Below are 17,819 nucleotides of genomic sequence, written 5' to 3'. Positions count from 1 at the left end.
CTCCTGCCGGACCTTCGTCTCGTTCTGGCCCCTAAGAGAAACGACTGTCCAAGCTAGATTGGGAAGCTGTCAGGCAACCTCGAGGTGAGAGCCTATCGCCCCATGCGAGATCGCGGGCGCCTGCTTTTGCACGTGGGATGCGTTAAGTCGGCGCGCCACTATGTCGTGGTTGAGCCACTGGACGGGACCGGAGGGATCCGAGGTTTCGCCAAAAATCAGCTGCCCGGTCGCCTCCACCACGAGGGCACTCAGGTGGTCGCTGATCATCGCCTTGCCGTCCCGATGCATCTGCGTGATCTCGTTGGACGTGCCGATGGTCAGATCGGATTGTGCCTGGCTGTTTGCCATGGGCCACGCCGAGAAATCATAGAACGGACGCATGACCTCGTTGGCCTGCATATTGGTAATTTTCTGGATGACATCCGTCATCGTGAAGCCGTCTGCCAGAAGCCGCTCACATGCCTGCCACTGTTCTTCGGCCCATTGGCCACCGTTCTCTTTCTTCAAGGCGAGCAGCAGCGGTATCAGGGGAAGCTCGATACCCGTGAAGACGTCGGAGGAATTGGTCCGGATTTCAGGGCAGTTATAAACGGTTGCCTTGATACCCGCCGTCCAGGCGTCCTGCGCGATGCCTTCGAGCCGCATCTTGGCGTAACCTTGGGTGTAGTTGGTGTAGGTCTGCCAGCGATAACTGCCGTCGATCAGGACCGCCGTTCCATGGTAGCCGTAGGCCGTGTACCGCACCTGACCACCCGATGCCTCTACACGTGCGCGGATCGCCGAACTGGACTCGATGAGGTGCCGAAAGGTGATCGCGGAGACTTCGTCGAAATTCTGCAGGATGAGCTTGCCCATATCGCTATCAAGCAGGGCTTGCGATGACATGTGGCGGGGACCACGCCCCTTGTAGACCCGATTGGCAACGACCAGGAATACCTTGGCTTTCGGGATGCCTCCGGCCATCGTATGGGCGAAAATGACATTGCGGCCGTCGGCAATCATTCCGTCGAGAACGGCCATGACCTGTGAAAGCGAATTCGTGAAGCGCGAAGTGGCAATGTCCCGGCACTGCTGGATGTAGTCCCAGTCGAGCCTGTCCTGTTCCCAGCTCTCCAGCGTCATATTGGCCAGGAGATCAGTCGGAGTGGGGCCACCTGCCGGAGCGTCGAGATCGAAGCCGGCCATAAGGGGGATGTTGATGATCCTGCCGCCCAGCCGCTCTTCGGCGGCAGAGAGTTCCTCGGCGTCCAGAGGCCGCAGCGCGTTGTTCTCGTCGCGACGACCGACCGTGATCCCCACGATCTCCATGCCAGCCTGCCGCGCTTGGTCGAGCAGGCCAGTTGCGTATCCGCGGCCGAACAGTTCGCCGAAGAGAACGAAAACATCACCTTTGCGAAAGACGTTGTTCTCGGCAAGGCGATTCAATGCGATCGGGTTTTCCATACTGTCAGCTCTTTGGTCCGTTCGTCGTCGAGCGGTGAGTCGGACGACCTTCAATCGTTACATGACCGGACTGACCCGGAATGGGAAGTCATATTAAGTGACCGTTCATTTCAAAACGTGATGTGCCGCCGGGGATCGCTGGGCGTGGAGCTTCGGCATCCAAGGAGGTCCCGCAACGGCTGGGAACCTGCGATTGCCTGTTGTCGCCAGCCGGTGACCGGCCTAGCAGCGTCCTTTCACGCGGCGGCATCCATTTGCCTCTGCCTGCTCAGTCCGGCTTCGCGCACGATGTCGGCGATCCGAGCGAACTGCGTCGACAGTGGATTGGTCTTTCGCCAGACCATCCCGATCGTTCGGGTCGGACGGGGGCCGGCAAGCCGGGACACGCAGACCGAAGAGGACCGCGTTTCGGTCTCGATGGCCATCTGCGGGATAAGCGTCACGCCTATGCCCGCACCCACCATCTGAACGAGCGTCGAAAGCGAGCTCCCCTCCATCACATCGCGCGTCGACGCGGTCGTGAGGTTGCAGACGGACAGGGCCTGGTCGCGGAAGCAATGTCCCTCCTCCAGCAGGAGCAGGCGCATTTCATGCAGTCTTTCCGAAGCCGGCACCGGCTTACCCGCATCCTCCAGGGGCCGTACCAGCACGAATTCCTCGTCAAAAAGCGGGATTTCCTCCAGGGCTGGCTCCGAAATCGGTAGCGCGACGATGGCGATATCCAGTTTCGCCTCCGCCAAGTCCTCGATCAATCTTTGTGTGATCGCCTCACGCGGCCGCGGATCGAGCCCCGGATAGAGCTGTGCCAGCGACTTTATAATGGTTGGCAAGAGATAGGGCGCGACCGTCGGAATGATTCCAAGACGAAGGCGGCCCGCGAGCGGCCCATGGGCCGCCCGCCCAAGATCTGCCAGTTCGTCGACCGCGCGAAGGATGGCGCGGGTGCGGCCGACGAACTCCTCGCCGAGACCCGTCAGCCGTATGCGGCGCCCACCTCTTTCCACGAGCGGCGCGCCAAGCAGCTCCTCCAGTTCCCTTATCTGCACGGATAGCGCGGGCTGTGAGATGGCGCAGCTCTCCGCGGCGCGGCCGAAATGGCCGATCCTGGCAAGGGCGTCAAAATAGCGGAGATGTTTCATGGTCAGGCCATTCATAATCTCACCATATCGCTGCCTTTAGAATATACAATTGGAATTTATGAAGGGGGCTTGTTACTGATTGGCCACTCGGAAGGCACTTGCCGGTGGCGCTGACCCAAGAGGTGTGCCCGCGAAGCCTTCCAGTGTCCCTAGATTGAAGAAAACCCGTTGGAGGACCAAATGGATATGAAGACAACCACGGCCGGCAAGTGTCCGGTCATGCACGGCGGCGCCACGGCTCTCGGCAACTCCGTCATGGAATGGTGGCCCAACGCACTCAACCTCGACATCCTGCACCAGCACGACAGCAAGACCAATCCGCTGGGCAAGGGGTTCAACTATCGCGAGGAGCTCAAGAAGCTGGACGTGGAAGCGCTGAAGGCGGACCTGCGCGCCCTGATGACGGACAGCCAGGAATGGTGGCCGGCCGACTGGGGTAGCTATGTCGGCATGATGGCGCGCGTCACGTGGCACGCGGCCGGCTCCTACCGCGCCGCCGACGGCCGCGGCGGCGCCAACACCGGTAACCAGCGCTTCGCCCCGCTCAATTCCTGGCCGGACAATGTCAACACCGACAAGGGTCGCCGCCTGCTTTGGCCGATCAAGAAGAAATACGGCAACAAGATTTCCTGGGCCGACCTGATCGCGCTTGCCGGCACCATCGCCTACGACGTTGCCGGCCTGAAGACCTTCGGCTTCGCCTTCGGTCGCGAGGACATCTGGGCGCCGGAAAGGGACGTCTACTGGGGCGACGAGAAGCAGTGGCTCGCCCCGAGCGACGGCCGCTACGGCGACGTCTCCAAGCCAGAGACGCTGGAAAACCCGCTTGCTGCCGTGCAGATGGGCCTCATCTACGTCAACCCGGAGGGCGTGAACGGCAGATCCGATCCGCTGGCGACCGCCGCACAGATGCGCGAGACCTTCGCGCGCATGGGCATGGACGATGAGGAAACCGTGGCCCTCACCGCCGGCGGTCACACCATCGGCAAGTCCCACGGCAACGGGAACCCTGGTGACCTCAGCCCCGATCCGGAAGCCGCAGGCCCTGAATTCCAGGGCCTCGGCTGGATGAACACCAAGGGTCGCGGCATCGGCCGTAACACGGTCGTCTCGGGCATCGAGGGCGCCTGGACCGCCGAGCCGACGAAGTGGGACAACGGCTTCTTCGAGATGCTGTTCAACCATGAATGGACGCTGACGCACAGCCCTGCGGGCGCCTCTCAATGGGCGCCGATCACCATCGCAGAGGAAGACAAGCCAGTCGACGTCGAGGATCCCTCGATCCGCACCATTCCGATGATGACCGATGCGGATATGGCGCTGAAGGTGGACCCGATCTACCGCGAAATCTCGCTTCGCTTCAGGAACGACTTCACGGCCTTTTCGGATGCCTTCGCGCGCGCCTGGTTCAAGCTGACGCACCGCGACATGGGTCCGAAGTCCCGCTATCTCGGCCCTGATGTGCCGGCCGAGGACCTCGTCTGGCAGGATCCGATCCCGGCCGGCCGCAAGGACTACGATATCGGGGGCGTCAAGGCGAAGATCGCGGCAGCAGGTCTTTCCATCGCGGATCTGGTTGCCACGGCATGGGACAGCGCCCGCACCTTCCGCGGTTCGGATTTCCGTGGTGGCGCAAACGGTGCCCGCATCCGCCTTGCCCCGCAGAAGGACTGGGAGGGCAATGAGCCCGCACGTCTGTCCCGTGTTCTTTCCGTTCTCGAACCGATTGCCGCGGCATCGGGTGCCAGCCTTGCCGACGTGATCGTGCTCGCCGGCAACTACGGCGTCGAGCAGGCGGCAAGGGCCGCAGGCTTCGACATCGAAGTGCCCTTCGCCGCAGGGCGTGGCGATGCGACCGCCGAGCGGACGGACGCCGACGGCTTCGCTCCTCTCGAGCCGCTCGCCGATGGCTTCCGCAACTGGCAGAAGAAGGACTATGTGGTGAGCCCGGAAGAGTTGCTGCTCGATCGCGCCCAGCTCATGGGCCTGACCGCGCCCGAGATGACGGCGCTCGTCGGTGGTCTCCGCGTCATCGGCACGAACCATGCAGGCACAGCGCACGGCGTCTTCACGAGCCACGTCGGCGCGTTGACGACAGACTTCTTCGCCACGCTGACAGACATGGGCTATTCCTGGGTTCCGGCGGGCAACAACCTGTACGAAATCCGCGACCGCAAGACCGGCGTAACCAAATACACGGCGACCCGCGTCGACCTTGTTTTCGGCTCGAACTCCGTACTTCGCGCCTATGCGGAGGTCTATGCCCAGGATGACAACAGGGAGAAGTTCGTCAAGGACTTCGTTGCGGCCTGGACCAAGGTCATGAATGCGGATCGTTTCGATCTGGCTGCATGATCCCTGGGATCACCCAGTCAACGCCTTCCCCCGTCAAACGGGGGAGGCCCTCGGATCCGCCGTCCCTAGACATCCGCATTCATGCTCGAACGCTAGGAACGGCTTGCCGGTTTCTTCGCAGGCTTTTCGGATTTGGCACTCCGACTTGACGGCATCTTTCCAGCCGCTTCCCGCGCGTGGGCTTCCGGGCCGGCGACGATCGTGCCAGGTTTGGAACTATCCCGGCGATCGTTTTCTTTCGATTTGTGCGCTTCAGCTTCTTTTTCCATTGTTGCCGTTCCTCCGTTGCAAGACGCAACCTTAACGGCGCCGCCGACGTCTGGTTCCGTGCTATCGCAAAAGAGCGGATATTCCTCGTTCGACGCAATTCAAGAGGTCTGCCACGGCTGCCACCGCGAGGGGCAGGGCGTTATAAAGCCGGGAAGCTGTTGTTCTCCGGGCCAGACTCGGCGTGAACGGCTGTTCGAACAGCCCGTCCGGGCAGAAACGGCGGCCATCCTGTTCAGGAAAGCCGCGTGCTTCGCACTTGGCGGCTCCAACCCCAAAATCAGCGGCTCAAGGCGCCAAGCTAATCTGTTGATACCATTTTGACTTAACTTGCGATTGGCCGACGCGATGGCGTGTCGCCTGTCGCATGAGCGAGGACACGACACTGTGCCAAGCAAGGCTTCAAAACCTCTTGTTCGTAGGAGCTGCCAGCCGCATGGCGGTTATTGGGAAGTTCCGTGAACTTCGGTTCCTTGGTCCCGAGACGTCCTTTTGTTGGAGCGCTGGGCGTCTTTTGTTGCTGGGGCCCGCAGCAACACAGCACCAAAAATGGCCGACGAGACCGAACCGAGCAACACACCAAGTTTCAACTCGTTTTGAAGCGCAATCGCATCAGGGAATGCGAGCAGTCCAACGAACAGAGACATCGTGAATCCGATCCCGCAGAGCATCGCTACCCCATAGACCTGTTTCCAGCTCGCGCCGCTAGGCAGTCGCGCCCAGCCCAGACGGATGACAGCAGCTGACGCCAGAAAAACGCCGAGCTGTTTTCCCGCAAACAAGCCCAGCGCGATGCCAAGCGGAACTGGTTCGGCGAGTGATGAAACCGTCATCCCGTCGAAGGACACTCCGGCGTTTGCGAAACCGAAGAGAGGAACAATCAGGAAGGTGACCCACGGAGCCAACCCATGCTCCGCTTTGTGAAGCGGTGACGACATGTCGTCGGGCTTTGCAGGATCTGAACGCAATGGGATGGTCAGCGCAAGGATTACGCCAGCCAGCGTTGCGTGAACGCCGGATTGCAGAACGAGGAACCAGAGGACCGCACCTAGAGCGAAATAGGGAAGCAGGTGCTTCACGTTTGTCCTGTTCAATGCCGCGAGTGCGACGGTGACCGCCGCTGCGCCAGCCAGCGCTAGGCCGCTCAACGAGCTTGTATAGAACAAGGCGATGATCACAACGGCTCCAAGATCATCGATAATGGCGAGTGCTGTGAGAAAGACCCGGAGAGATATTGGCACCCGTGGACCAAGAAGCGACAGCACCCCAAGGGCGAACGCGATATCCGTCGCAGCAGGGATTGCCCATCCGTTCGGATGTCCGCTCTCACCTAGGTTGAAGGCAAGATAAATCAATGCCGGACCCACCATGCCGCCGACTGCAGCACTTCCGGGAAGGACGCGGCGCGACCATGTCGATAGTTGTCCGTCAAGTACCTCCCGTTTGATCTCAAGACCGACCATCAGAAAGAAAAACGCCATCAGTCCGTCGTTGATCCAGTGCAGGACAGACAAACCGCCCACGTAGACGTGCAGTGCCTGTTCATAGGACGAGCCGAACGGCGAATTGGCGACGATCAGCGCAGCTGCAGCGGCGAGCATTAGAATGATGCCGCCGGAGGCGTGGTTGTCGAGAAAGGCACGGAGGGGTGACGCGGGGCGCTTGGCCGCGAGCGCTGAATTAATCATGGATTAAGCAATTCTCAGTTTGAAGGACGGATGTCCTTCAACTGATCACGTTCTATCGATCGAAGGAAATCGATAGCTATGTTGCCTCTTATAGAGCTTATCTATAAGGGAGGGTATGCCCAGTATCCAACAGCTTCGTTATCTGGTTGCCATTGCCGACACGCTCAACTTTAGTCGGGCTGCCGAGATATGCCATGTCACTCAACCCACCTTGAGCATGCAGCTTCGGGAGCTTGAACTTCGACTCGATGCACATCTGGTCGAGCGTACACGCTCACGCGTCGGCCTTACGCCAACAGGCGAGGAGGTGGTGTGCCGGGCCAGAGAGGTGCTGGCCAAACTCGGGGATATCCGTGAAGTCGCCAGACACGACCAGACTTCCGGCCTCCAGGGCACATTACAGATGGGCGTTGTTCAAACTGTTGGAGCCTACGTTCTGTCTGTTGCCATGCGGTCAATCAAACAGGATTACCCAGGCCTGCGGATTGTGGTGCGGGAGGACCGCCTTGAGAACCTGCCGAAAAAACTATCGGACGGTGCACATGACGTGCTGCTTCTTCCATGCGGCGTCGATGATTCCGAGTTTTGTTCCGTTCGACTGATTCGAGAACCCCTTCACCTCGTGCTTCCATCCGATCATCCCCTTGCGCAGCAGGAAACGATCGAGCCGGGACAGCTTGCGGGAGAAACTATCCTTTCGATGGAGCACGGCCATAGAATCCACGACCAGATCGCGGTGCTTTGTAGCGATGTGGGCGCGATACATGCGAAAGACTATGCTGGGAACACGCTGGACACGCTGCGCTTGATGGTTGCATGCGGAATGGGGTTGACCCTGCTACCGGCGCTTTATGTTAGGTCCGATGTCATGCGGGAGACGCTGGTGACAGCGCGACCGCTATCGTCTAGGGCACCCTCACGCGACATTCATATGGTTTGGCGCAACTCATCTCCACGACAGGCCAGCTACAACGCGCTAGCGGAATTGATAGCAAAGTGCGTGGCTCCATGGGCCGTGTCAACGCAGTGAGTTCTGTTCGATCCCAAACTTGGTTTGGATTATCGTCGTGACATCATCTGCAACCGCAATTGGCGGCACTCCTGCCGGACCTTCGTCTGCTTCTGGCCCGAAGAGAAGCCAGCTCCCAAGCCGGTGGGAAGCTGTCGGGGCATCTCGAGGAGAGAGCCTTCCGCACTTTGCGAGATCAACGGCGCGGGAGACTCTTTTTTGGCGGTAGGCACCACGATATCGAGGTTGTGCCACTGGATGGGACCGGAGGGATCTGAGGATTCGCCAAAAGTGAGCTGCTCGGTCGCCTCCACCACGAGAACACTTAGGAGGTTCGCTTATCATCACCGCCGATTGTCAGATCGGTCTGTTCTTGGACGCATGACCTAATTGGCCTGTAGATCGGTAATTTCTGGAGCACATCCGTGTCGTGAAGCCGTCGGCCAGAAGCCGCTCGCCACTGGTGTCCTCTGCCCATCGGCACCGATCTCATTCTTCAAGGCAGAGGATTCTCGTCATCTAAACCGGACATCAGGTTAATGCCGAAGCCATTGGAGGAGGGGCGCCGATCCCAAAATCGAGGTCGCTGGATCTCGGGACGGTTCCAGGGGGACATGATTTGAGTTTGCCCGCGGCTCTATTGTTGTGGCCATTAGTTGCCGCCCTTAAGGCCCTTGGTAGTAGGTCGCATCGTCCTGCAGAAGCTCTGGCTTTGGCAGCACCGCGGTCTGCTTCTTTGTCCCCGGCAGGACCTCGAACCAATTGTCAAATTCGACCATGGTCGACGCGAGCTGGCTAAGAACCTGCGGATTGCCGTCCATCTTTGCCTTCCCGGCAGAGACCTTATCCGACAGCTTCGCCGTGCCGATCATTACATCCTCGAGTTCACCGCGATCGATGGTGATCGTCAGATCGGCATCGTCGGCCTGATAGCCGGCAATGGTTGTCAAAGTGGCATTGTTCATCTCGACAACGAACGTCTCGCCATTGTCTGGCGTCAACAGATTGATCTTGAAGTTCATTCCTTCGGCCTTGCGGCTGTCCATCTGGATACCGAGGTAGTTGAGGAATTGCTCCGTACCGGTGCCGCGCACGAAGTCGGGACTACCTGCCTTGGCTGCCTTCACGGCAATGACGCCGTCTCGCAGTTCTTTCGCGCCAGCCAAGAAGCTATGCCGGAGACTGGGACTCTCGAATTGGTAGCCCATTTGCTCGTAGGTGTCGGCGAGCAGATCCTTTGCGTCCTGATTGTTCGGCTCCGCATAGACGAGCTTGTTGAGGATTTCGGTCGCAAGCCGATAGTCGCCCTTAGCGTTCAGATCATGACCCTTGGCCATCACCTTGGAAGCGCCGCCCATCATCTCGATGTAGAGTGGTGCGGAATCCTCTGGCGACAACGGAACCAGCGTCGCCGGGTTCAGGTCCCAGAAGCCGAGATAGCGCTGGATGACGGCTCGGCTATTATGCTGGTAGGAGCCGTGATAGCCGCGGGCGTACCACTGCTCCTGCAGGCTCTTCGGCGGTTCGTAGACATTGTGAATCTGGTTTATGGTTACGCCCGTGTTCGCCAGATGCAGGACCTGATTGTTCAGGTTGGCATACATGTCGCGCTCACCGCGCATCACTTCGGTAATCCGTTCTCTCCCCCAACGTGGCCAGCTATGGGATGCAAACATTACATCGGCCTTGCTGCCGAACTCGTAGATCGCGACGTTGATGTATTGCGACCAAGCCAATGCATCCCGCACGGGGGCGCCTCGCAATGTCAGGATGTTGTGAAGGCTGCCGACGATGTTCTCGGCAGCCCAGAAGGCCTTGAGGTCCGGAAACCAGGTATTCATCTCCGCCGGCGCTTCGGTTCCCGGGGTGTTTTGGAAAACCATCCTAACCCCATCGATGGTGAGTTCCTGAATGGGTTTGTCGATGGTGATGGTCGGGGGCAGAATACCGACGTCTCCGCTGGCGACAGCCTTGCCGATTGAGGCGTCGACATGGCCATAGGGGCTCGGCGGGATAAGGTCGCCATAGGTGTACGTCTTGCGGCGGGTCATGACGTTTCCCGCGTAGAGGTTTTCGGCGATTGCCTCGTTCATAAATCCTTTCGGAGCAATGATCTGGACCTTGCCGGCTGCGAGCGCGGCATCATCGACGACGCCACGAACACCGCCGAAGTGGTCTCCGTGGGAATGCGAAATGATCACGGCGACGACGGGTCTTTCGCCAAGTTTTTCATTGACGAATTTCAGGGCGGCACGCGCCGTTTCCTTGACCGTCAGGGGATCGATTATGATCCAACCAGTATCGCCCTTGATGAACGATATGTTGGCGAGATCGAAGCCGCGCACCTGATAGATGCCCGGAATGACCTCGAACAGGCCATATTCCATGTTGAGCAAAGCTTGACGCTGCAGCGACGGGTGAATGCTGTCGAAGTCCTTTCCCTTCAAGAGGAAATCCCAGTTGTCCATGTTCCAGGCCACGTCGCCCTTGTCGTTGATGATCTTGCGAAACGATGGAGCAGCAATGAAACCGCGTTCAGCTTCCGCGAAGTCTCGTTTGTCGGCAAAAGGTAGAAGCTGCCGTTGGCGTTGTTGCGCCTCGATAGTGAATTGAGACGGCATCTTTCCCTTCGAACTAAAATGTTGTTGATCTTGTGCAATCGACGCGCCTGCGAGTGACCCGGCAACAATTGCACCAAATGCCCAAAGTCTAAGTAGTCTGCTCACGGCCTTCTCCCTTCGACAGTTAGGCGCCACCATCAGGACTACGAGCAGGTCGTTAAGCTCCAGGCCGTTCTCGGGCGGCGCCTGCGGGTTTTGGCATAGACCGAATGCGCGGCGAGCTAGTTGTTCGAACCGAGCGAGTTGCTCAGCACGCGCACCCGAACATTGCGCTCGTCAGTGCCTTGACGATCGAGCAAACCCTCCTTCAACTCGGCGCCCCGTCCACGAAAGAAAGCGGTAACGTCGTCGGCCGCGAGCAGCTCCTGTTGGCAGGCTCCGCGCAGATTGAAGAGATCGGGTCGCTTGATCGGAGCGACGGGCTCTTGCACGTCACTCCGCCTTGTCTTGACAGATTTCGAACCACTTTCAGTGAACAACTTTTAGCAGGGCGGATAGGGGTAATATCCACACTGGTTGTAGTTGTTGTAGTAAGGGTTGGCATAGCCGTAGCCGTAGCGGTAGGGCGCGGTGGCGGCTGCGCCAATTGCGGCCCCGGTTGCAAGCCCGGCGCCGGCATACCAAGCGCCATGATAATCTGGAGCGTGCCAATAGTTGGCGTGGACATCGTTCACATGAACGTCGGCCCCCATTCGATCGCCGCCGGCGAAACCTCCGTGGAAGCCCCCGCCGCCAAAGTCACGGCCACCCCCGCCAAAGCCACCACCACCGCCAAAGCCACCGCCGCCAAAGCCGCCGCGGTCGATGAACAGCGCTGCAGGGCCGGTTCCGCCCGAAAGACTTCCTTCAAGGACCGCCACTTCGAACGTCAGGTTCCCACCTGAGAGCTTTGGCTTCATAATCGTCACTACAGCATCTTCGACCTTCGACCCGTTCCCGCCAAGGACCGAAATCGTGGCATTGGGCGGATCTGTGGAAAAACTGCCCTTACCTTCGTCCCATTGCATGACGAACTGCTCGGTCGAGAGGTGCCCGGCCGCACGAACTGGCCGATCGGCGAAGACGATTGAATTCATCGAAACGCCCGTCATTGTGAGTGTGGTTCCCTCCAACTTTGCGCCCGCAGAGTTGAGGACGAAAAGCGACGGAACAGGCCCTGTCGCTTTTACCTGGCCGATCGTTTTGGCAAGCGGAACGTGCGGCGGTGTATTGGCGTCCTGCGCCAAAACCGAGCCGGGGATGAGAAATTGGCTCGTGGCAAGGAATACGGAAAGAAAGACAGCAGTTCTGGGTTTCATAACGACCTCCTGCGTTTCAGGGCAAATTGAAATGCGTATGAGCTGGCGAAGCTGTTCGGTCAGTCCGCGAACACTCGTCTCCAGTCGTTTTTCATGCTGATGACGATCCAGCCGTCCTTGATGGCTTCGTCGTAAAGTTCCTGCGTGAAAGTGCCGACCTTGGTCTCAGGCAAACCATTTGCCGGGCCATAGGCATATTCTCGTTCTGCGTCGTCATGCAGCAAGAGAACGGAAAGCCGGGGGCCGTCCCCCGCTTCGGTATATTCGAGCATCTCCTTGTCGCCCGTTGAATTGCCGAAAGCGATGATCGGTTGTTTCCCAATCATCAGATGGATTCCCTCCGGTTTTCCGGCATTGTTGTCATTGAGGAGAAGCTTGGGATCCTTGGTCAGGAAGGGCTTTCCGTCCTTTCCATATCCATAGGTCGTTCCTCCGGCTGTACCCACCACCTGTTCAGGAGGGATCCCGTATGTGCTCTCGGAGTAGACACGCACGAAGTCCTGGCCGCCGCCTGTGACGATGTAGGTCTTAAAGCCATTGTCGCGCAGATAACCAAGAACCTCCTTCATGGGCTGGTAGGTGAGTTCGGTAAAGGGGCGCTTCCATCGCAGATCCTTTGCCGATGCGATCCACTTGCTGACCTCGGCCTCGAACTGGTCCACCGTCATGCCGGTAAGCGTGGCAGCAAGGATCTTTTCGAGATCCGCCATGGGGAGCTTGGCGATCGCTTCCCTGTCGCCGGTCAGCACGGTCTTGAAAGGCTCGATGTCCTTCAACTCCGGTTTTTCCTTCACCAGAGCCGGAACCCGCTCCAGGCAGTATATCACCTGGCTGTACATCGGGTGTTCGACCCAAAGCGTACCATCCTGATCGAAGGTTGCGATCCTTTCTTCGGGCGGCACGAAAGTGGGCTTTGTATTGTCGGTGGTCGCCTGCACGAACTCCACGATTGCCTGCTTGGCCACGTTGTCGTTCCACGAGGGCAGGGGATCGGATTGAGCTTGAGCCGCAGTGGCCGCGAGGAGCGCATACAGCCAGAGATAAATTACAGTCAGGTGACCCGAACGCATGTCGAACCCTCCATCCCGGATAAAACAAGAATGCGGACGCCCCGAAGAGCGTCCGTTATGGTGTCGCTATTCGACAGCGTTTCAGTCGTGACCTGTCTTCATTTCCTTAACTTGCTGCATGACCTGCTCAAGATTATAACTTGCAGGGTCCTGCAGCGGCGGAAAGTTGATGTAGGTCTCGAGATGCTTCAGCCATAGCTGCTGCCCGATGGGCAGGATGTTCCAGTCATAGACATAGGCGGTCGAAGGCGAGGCGATCGCGCCCCCCATGCCGAAGAGTGTCTTGATCTGCTGACCGACCGAAGTTTCGAACGGATCACGCTTGATGTTGACGACCTGTGTCCAGGAATAGGGCTGCACCCCGGCAATGAAGCCAGCCGGATCGTCAGACACCATCGCGAAATACATCTTCCAGTTTTTGAAGCGGACCGCCGACGGCTCTTTGCCGGAATAGTACAAGAAGGAGTCGCGTGCGGATGGTGCTTTACCTTCCAGGAAGTCGCGCTGATCGATCCCGTCGAGAGTGGTTTTGACAACTTTCGGATACTTGCCCGCTTCGATCTCCTTCTTGAGTCCATCACCCTTCGGGCCGCCAGCAATGTTCACCAATGTCGGCAGCCAATCGAGTGATGCGAAGATCTCGTTCTTGACCGTTCCCGGTTCGATATGGCCCGGCCAGCGCACGACCAGCGGAGCGCGCATGCCACCTTCCCAGGTGCTAAGCTTTCCGCCCTTGAACGGAGTGGTGCCGCCGTCGGGAAAGGTAATCGTCTCGGCACCGTTGTCGGTGGTAAAGACGACTATGGTGTTGTCGAGTTCTCCCATCTCCTCGAGCTTCTTCAGCACGTAGCCGATGTTGTCGTCCATTTGCTTCATACCGGCTTCGTTGACGCCCCAGTCCTTGCCGCCCGGCTCGCCAACCATGTTCAGGTACTTGTCCGGCAGCACGGTGGTGATGTGCATGCGTGCCGGATTGTACCAGACGAAGAAGGGCTTCTTGGTTTTCTCAGGGTCGTTCCTGTCGAGGAAGTCGATGACCTTGCCGGAGATTTCTTCGTCAATCGTCTTGGAGCGTTCCAGTGTCAACGGCCCTTCGTCCTTGCAAGATTGATTCTCAGGGGTTCCGTCGGAGGAAGCGCACGATAGCATGGGACGCGGTGGTGTCAGGCACGTTGTTGTCTTCGGATCGACCGCCGCAGGATTCTCGGTCAGCCCGGGGATTGGCGTATTCCTGCAAGGAGGTGCGATCCCCTGCTCTGTCGGCGTCTTGTTGATGTCGGGGAAGCTCACGCCCTGCATTGCGTCGAGGTGATAGAGATAGCCCCAGAACTCCTGAAAACCATGGGCAGTCGGCAGGGACTCGGTGGTATCCCCGAGATGGTTCTTGCCGAATTCGCCTGTCGAGTAGCCGAGATCGTTCAGGAACCGAGCAAGGTGAGGCGTGCCTGCCCGCAGGTAGGACGGGCTTCCGGGAATTTCCGGCAGTACCATGCCGACGCGCACCGGCTGCATGCCGGTGATGAAGGCGGTACGACCAGCCGTGCAGCTTTGCTCGGCATAATAGGTCATAAATTTCGCACCCTCATTGCCGATGCGATCGATGTTGGGCGTTTCGCCGACCATCAAGCCCTGATGATAGATACTGGGTTGCATCCAGCCGATGTCATCGCCCATGATAAACAGAATGTTGGGCTTGGTTTCCTGCGCCTGCACGATAGCGGTGCCGGCCCAAAGACTACTCACTGCAGTTAATGCTGCTGCGATGCACGTCGTTCTTATGCGAGGCATTTCACGTCCCTCCCTCAGAGAACCTTGCAAGGTTCATTCACCAGATTTGATGCACAAGAAGAGTTGAATGCGAAGGCGTAGGTGCCGCCATTGCGACACAGTCGAAAGTGTGCAGCGCGACACTGCAAAGCTGCTCTCTAATTCTTAAAACGGCTCAGATCAAACGGGTCTAGTTTGGCCAGGTCTGCATAGCATCAGGTCGAACAGCCTCCACTTAAACATTGCTTGTGGATCCGCCGCCCGTAGCGCCAAAAGATATGCCCATGCATGCGCCGTGAAATCGCTTGGCACACACATGATCATGGTGCAGGAGGTGGGGTATTTCAAGACTTGCATTCTCATTGGAAGCACGCTGCAGTCGAAAAATCTGCACTTTCGATAACTAGACGTTAATGAGTAACACCAACGCCTTACTCAAACATGGGCCCGTGGGCTGCCTTCTTAATCTCCATCCCGCCCTCTCGATGCTGAAGTCCAGGGTTGCATGATGCCAAAAGCGGCACCTCGGCGGCCCATTTTAGAGCCAGCCGCAGAACCAGGGTTTTGCCGACGCTCCTTTGCGCTCGCAGTCTTGCGTGAACCCTTCAGCCGAAGGGGTCGTTGGATGAGCGCATGATCCATCCGGTTGCCAAAAAGCCATAATTGCTTCACCTAGATCGTGGAGTGACACTCGGCATCAAGAATTGGATCGATCAGAATGCGCATATCATACGTTTTCCTTGGTGCGTTTCTGGCAATCGTACAGTCCGCATTTGCTGAAGTCGCCTCACCGCCTGTTTTGGAGCCGCTTAAGCAACAGGCACAAGCCGCTCAGTTGAGTGCAGAATTTCTCACGCGCTTCAGCTATAAGCCCGTTCCACTCGACGACGCCTTGTCGGCCAGGATCATGGATCGGTTCATCCAATCACTTGATCCAGACCATGCGCTCTTTCTGCAAGCGGACATCGACAGGTTCATGTCGGACCGCAACGAGATCGACGACGCCATCGAACGGAAAAACTTGGACATCCCATTTGCAATCTTCAACGTTTATGCAAAGCGCGTTGTCGACCGAATGAACTTTGCGCGCGACTTGCTTAAGCAGGACTTCGATTTCGGTGCGCAGGAGAACTTTTCCGTGCTGCGCGATAAAGCGCCGTGGCCGCAGTCGGAGGCCGAGAGCAATGAACTTTGGCGCAAACGCGTCAAAAGCGACTGGTTGCGGTTGAAACTGGGCGGCAAGACCGACGCGGCCATTCGCGAAACACTCGACAAGCGATATGCAAACGCTTTGCAGCGAGCTTACAAGTATAAAAGCGATGACGTTTTCCAGTCGTTCATGAACGCCTACACAACGTCGACCGACCCACACACGGACTACTTCGGCGCGACCGCTTCGGCCGATTTCAATATCGCAATGAAACTTTCACTCGTTGGTATCGGTGCGTCACTGCAGGAACGCGACGACTACACGACGATCCGTGAACTCGTGCCTGGCGGACCGGCTCAGTTGTCGGGTAAGCTCTCGGTCGGAGACCGCATTACTGGCGTGGGTCAAGGCAAGAATGGGGCGATAAAAGAAGTGGTTGGCACGCGCCTTGATGAGGTTGTGCAAATGATACGAGGGAAAAAGGGCACCGTCGTGCGCCTGGATATCCTGCCGGCGGATGCCGGAGCCGATGCCACCCATCGGATCATCAGCCTGGTGCGCGATAAAATCAGCCTCGAAAAGCAGGCTGCCCAGAAGGCCGTGCTGTCTGTGAAAGTGGGTGAAGCCACGCGTAAAATCGGGGTGATTACTCTGCCGGCATTCTACGAGGATTTTGAAGCCCGGCGCAAAGGAGACAAGGACTATAGAAGCGCGAGCCGCGATGTCCGAAAGCTTCTCGATGAACTGAAGCAGGAAAAAGTCGACAGCGTTCTCATTGATATGCGCAACAATGGCGGCGGTTCACTGAAGGAGGCGATTGATTTGACCGGCCTATTCATCGGCAGTGGCCCGGTCGTTCAGCAACGCGATAGCGACGGTAAGGTCGCGGTATCAAGCGCTGATTTTCCAGCGCCTGTCTGGACCGGCCCTGTGGGTGTCCTCATCAATCGCGGGTCGGCATCGGCTTCGGAGATTTTCGCAGCGGCAATCCAAGATTACGGTCGGGGCGTTATCGTTGGCGAACCCAGTTTCGGTAAGGGTACCGTTCAAACTGTCGTGAATCTTGACGAGGTGGTTCGCAACAGCAAACCCGAATTCGGTGACCTGAAAGTCACGATTGCGCAGTTTTTCCGGATCAACGGCGGCACGACGCAGTTGCACGGTGTGACGCCTGATATCAGCTTGCCGAGTTTTTCTGATCCGGCTCGCTTTGGCGAGACCAGTTATGACAATGCCCTGCCGTGGGCTCAGATCAAACCTGCGACCTATAAGCCCATCGGCACCATAACGGCGTTGTTGCCGACACTTCAACGCCGCCATGAAGCTCGGGTTGAGAGTAATCCGGATTTCCAACGCCTGTTAGAAGACATTGCGGACGTGGAAGCGCAGCGCAACAAAGGGGTTGTCTCCCTCAATGAAGCCGAACGTCGTAGGGAATTGACGGCTCGAGAAATTCGAATGAAGTCTCGGGCGCAAGCAGGCGATGGCGCAAATACTGGCGAAGATGATGGCCTGCGTGCAAACGAGCGTAGCCTGAGTGCTGATATTGCCATTGAGAATGCCCGCAAGAACGCAAAAGACGTTTTGTTGGACGAGGCCGCGGCCATTCTTGCCGATGAGGCGGATTTGCAGGAAGGGGTGGTGAAGGCGGCCACAGGACAATCGGAAAACACGGAAGGAAAATAATCGTACCCGGCCGGCGCAACAGTATGCGCCGCTTGCGATCATGTCTCTGTTCTTCGCGGCGGCATGATTACAGGGGAAGTACGGCGTAGCACGCCATGGTCCAGTCGTAAGCGCGGCATGCTGAACTGGGGTTCAGATCCCTTCACATCAGGCATGACCGCGTTTGGCGGTCCGAAGAGTTTCTTCTAGACTCCGGCATTTCCGCGATCTACCTTGGGTGCTTCCTGAAATTGTATCAGGTTTCAGCCCCTTCGCATCGCCTACCGCAATGGAATTGCGGTTCGGGCCTGCGCTTCAGCCCCAATGCAACGTAATCTCACCGCGCA

General features: G+C 58.1%; 11 protein-coding genes. 3 read left to right on the top strand and 8 right to left on the bottom strand.

Features of this window, described 5'->3' with window-relative positions:
- Positions 1-69: 69 nt before the first annotated feature.
- Both ASD52_RS27770 and ASD52_RS27765 read right to left on the bottom strand, forming a co-directional pair.
- Positions 70-1,443, bottom strand: coding sequence for a hypothetical protein (locus ASD52_RS27770; RefSeq protein WP_057226179.1), 1,374 nt, complete (start codon positions 1,441-1,443; stop codon positions 70-72).
- 236 nt (positions 1,444-1,679) lie between these two features.
- Positions 1,680-2,597, bottom strand: a complete 918-nt coding sequence (locus ASD52_RS27765) for a hydrogen peroxide-inducible genes activator (RefSeq protein ID WP_057226177.1) — start codon at positions 2,595-2,597, stop codon at positions 1,680-1,682.
- A gap of 165 nt (positions 2,598-2,762) precedes the next feature.
- Here ASD52_RS27765 and katG point away from each other — a divergent pair, with 165 nt between their 5' ends.
- Complete coding sequence (gene katG / locus ASD52_RS27760; RefSeq protein WP_057226175.1) at positions 2,763-4,937, top strand: catalase/peroxidase HPI; 2,175 nt, start codon at positions 2,763-2,765, stop codon at positions 4,935-4,937.
- A gap of 710 nt (positions 4,938-5,647) precedes the next feature.
- On the opposite strand, the gene nhaA is transcribed toward katG, so the two are convergent.
- Positions 5,648-6,892, bottom strand: a complete 1,245-nt coding sequence (gene nhaA / locus ASD52_RS27755) for a Na+/H+ antiporter NhaA (protein WP_057226174.1) — start codon at positions 6,890-6,892, stop codon at positions 5,648-5,650.
- A 115-nt stretch (positions 6,893-7,007) separates the two neighbouring features.
- Here nhaA and ASD52_RS27750 point away from each other — a divergent pair, with 115 nt between their 5' ends.
- Entirely contained in the window at positions 7,008-7,922 is a 915-nt protein-coding gene (locus ASD52_RS27750) for a hydrogen peroxide-inducible genes activator (RefSeq protein ID WP_057226172.1), read from the top strand.
- A gap of 644 nt (positions 7,923-8,566) precedes the next feature.
- On the opposite strand, the gene ASD52_RS27740 is transcribed toward ASD52_RS27750, so the two are convergent.
- From ASD52_RS27740 to ASD52_RS27720, 5 genes are all read right to left on the bottom strand, one after another.
- Positions 8,567-10,522 carry an alkyl sulfatase dimerization domain-containing protein gene (locus tag ASD52_RS27740; RefSeq protein ID WP_057226169.1) on the bottom strand — a complete coding sequence of 652 codons (1,956 nt, stop codon included), beginning with the start codon at positions 10,520-10,522 and terminating at the stop codon, positions 8,567-8,569.
- A gap of 221 nt (positions 10,523-10,743) precedes the next feature.
- Positions 10,744-10,953, bottom strand: coding sequence for a hypothetical protein (locus ASD52_RS27735; protein WP_057226167.1), 210 nt, complete (start codon positions 10,951-10,953; stop codon positions 10,744-10,746).
- A 51-nt stretch (positions 10,954-11,004) separates the two neighbouring features.
- Complete coding sequence (locus tag ASD52_RS27730) at positions 11,005-11,820, bottom strand: hypothetical protein (RefSeq protein ID WP_082571892.1); 816 nt, start codon at positions 11,818-11,820, stop codon at positions 11,005-11,007.
- A 59-nt stretch (positions 11,821-11,879) separates the two neighbouring features.
- Entirely contained in the window at positions 11,880-12,890 is a 1,011-nt protein-coding gene (locus tag ASD52_RS27725; protein WP_057226165.1) for an HAD family hydrolase, read from the bottom strand.
- Between the two features lie 81 nt (positions 12,891-12,971).
- The gene (locus ASD52_RS27720) at positions 12,972-14,678 is read right to left on the bottom strand and encodes an arylsulfatase (RefSeq protein WP_057226163.1); all 1,707 of its coding nucleotides are present in this window, start codon (positions 14,676-14,678) and stop codon (positions 12,972-12,974) included.
- A 697-nt stretch (positions 14,679-15,375) separates the two neighbouring features.
- Here ASD52_RS27720 and ASD52_RS27715 point away from each other — a divergent pair.
- Positions 15,376-17,493 (top strand): carboxy terminal-processing peptidase, encoded by a 2,118-nt coding sequence (locus ASD52_RS27715; RefSeq protein WP_057226161.1) that lies wholly within the window; start codon positions 15,376-15,378, stop codon positions 17,491-17,493.
- The last annotated feature ends 326 nt before the right edge of the window (positions 17,494-17,819 follow it).

It is taken from the genome of Ensifer sp. Root142, from assembly GCF_001426785.1.
Taxonomy (GTDB): Bacteria; Pseudomonadota; Alphaproteobacteria; order Rhizobiales; family Rhizobiaceae; genus Ensifer; species Ensifer canadensis.
This window is presented reverse-complemented; position numbering and strand designations above follow the sequence as displayed.

What these genes read in the sequence shown, in the direction of transcription:
- nhaA (WP_057226174.1), bottom strand. Translation starts at nt 6,892, where the DNA reads ATGATTAATTCAGCGCTCGCGGCCAAGCGCCCCGCGTCACCCCTCCGT.
- ASD52_RS27720 (WP_057226163.1), bottom strand. Translation starts at nt 14,678, where the DNA reads ATGCCTCGCATAAGAACGACGTGCATCGCAGCAGCATTAACTGCAGTG.
- ASD52_RS27740 (WP_057226169.1), bottom strand. Translation starts at nt 10,522, where the DNA reads ATGCCGTCTCAATTCACTATCGAGGCGCAACAACGCCAACGGCAGCTT.
- ASD52_RS27770 (WP_057226179.1), bottom strand. Translation starts at nt 1,443, where the DNA reads ATGGAAAACCCGATCGCATTGAATCGCCTTGCCGAGAACAACGTCTTT.
- ASD52_RS27750 (WP_057226172.1), top strand. Translation starts at nt 7,008, where the DNA reads ATGCCCAGTATCCAACAGCTTCGTTATCTGGTTGCCATTGCCGACACG.
- ASD52_RS27730 (WP_082571892.1), bottom strand. Translation starts at nt 11,820, where the DNA reads ATGAAACCCAGAACTGCTGTCTTTCTTTCCGTATTCCTTGCCACGAGC.
- ASD52_RS27765 (WP_057226177.1), bottom strand. Translation starts at nt 2,597, where the DNA reads ATGAATGGCCTGACCATGAAACATCTCCGCTATTTTGACGCCCTTGCC.
- ASD52_RS27725 (WP_057226165.1), bottom strand. Translation starts at nt 12,890, where the DNA reads ATGCGTTCGGGTCACCTGACTGTAATTTATCTCTGGCTGTATGCGCTC.
- katG (WP_057226175.1), top strand. Translation starts at nt 2,763, where the DNA reads ATGGATATGAAGACAACCACGGCCGGCAAGTGTCCGGTCATGCACGGC.
- ASD52_RS27715 (WP_057226161.1), top strand. Translation starts at nt 15,376, where the DNA reads ATGCGCATATCATACGTTTTCCTTGGTGCGTTTCTGGCAATCGTACAG.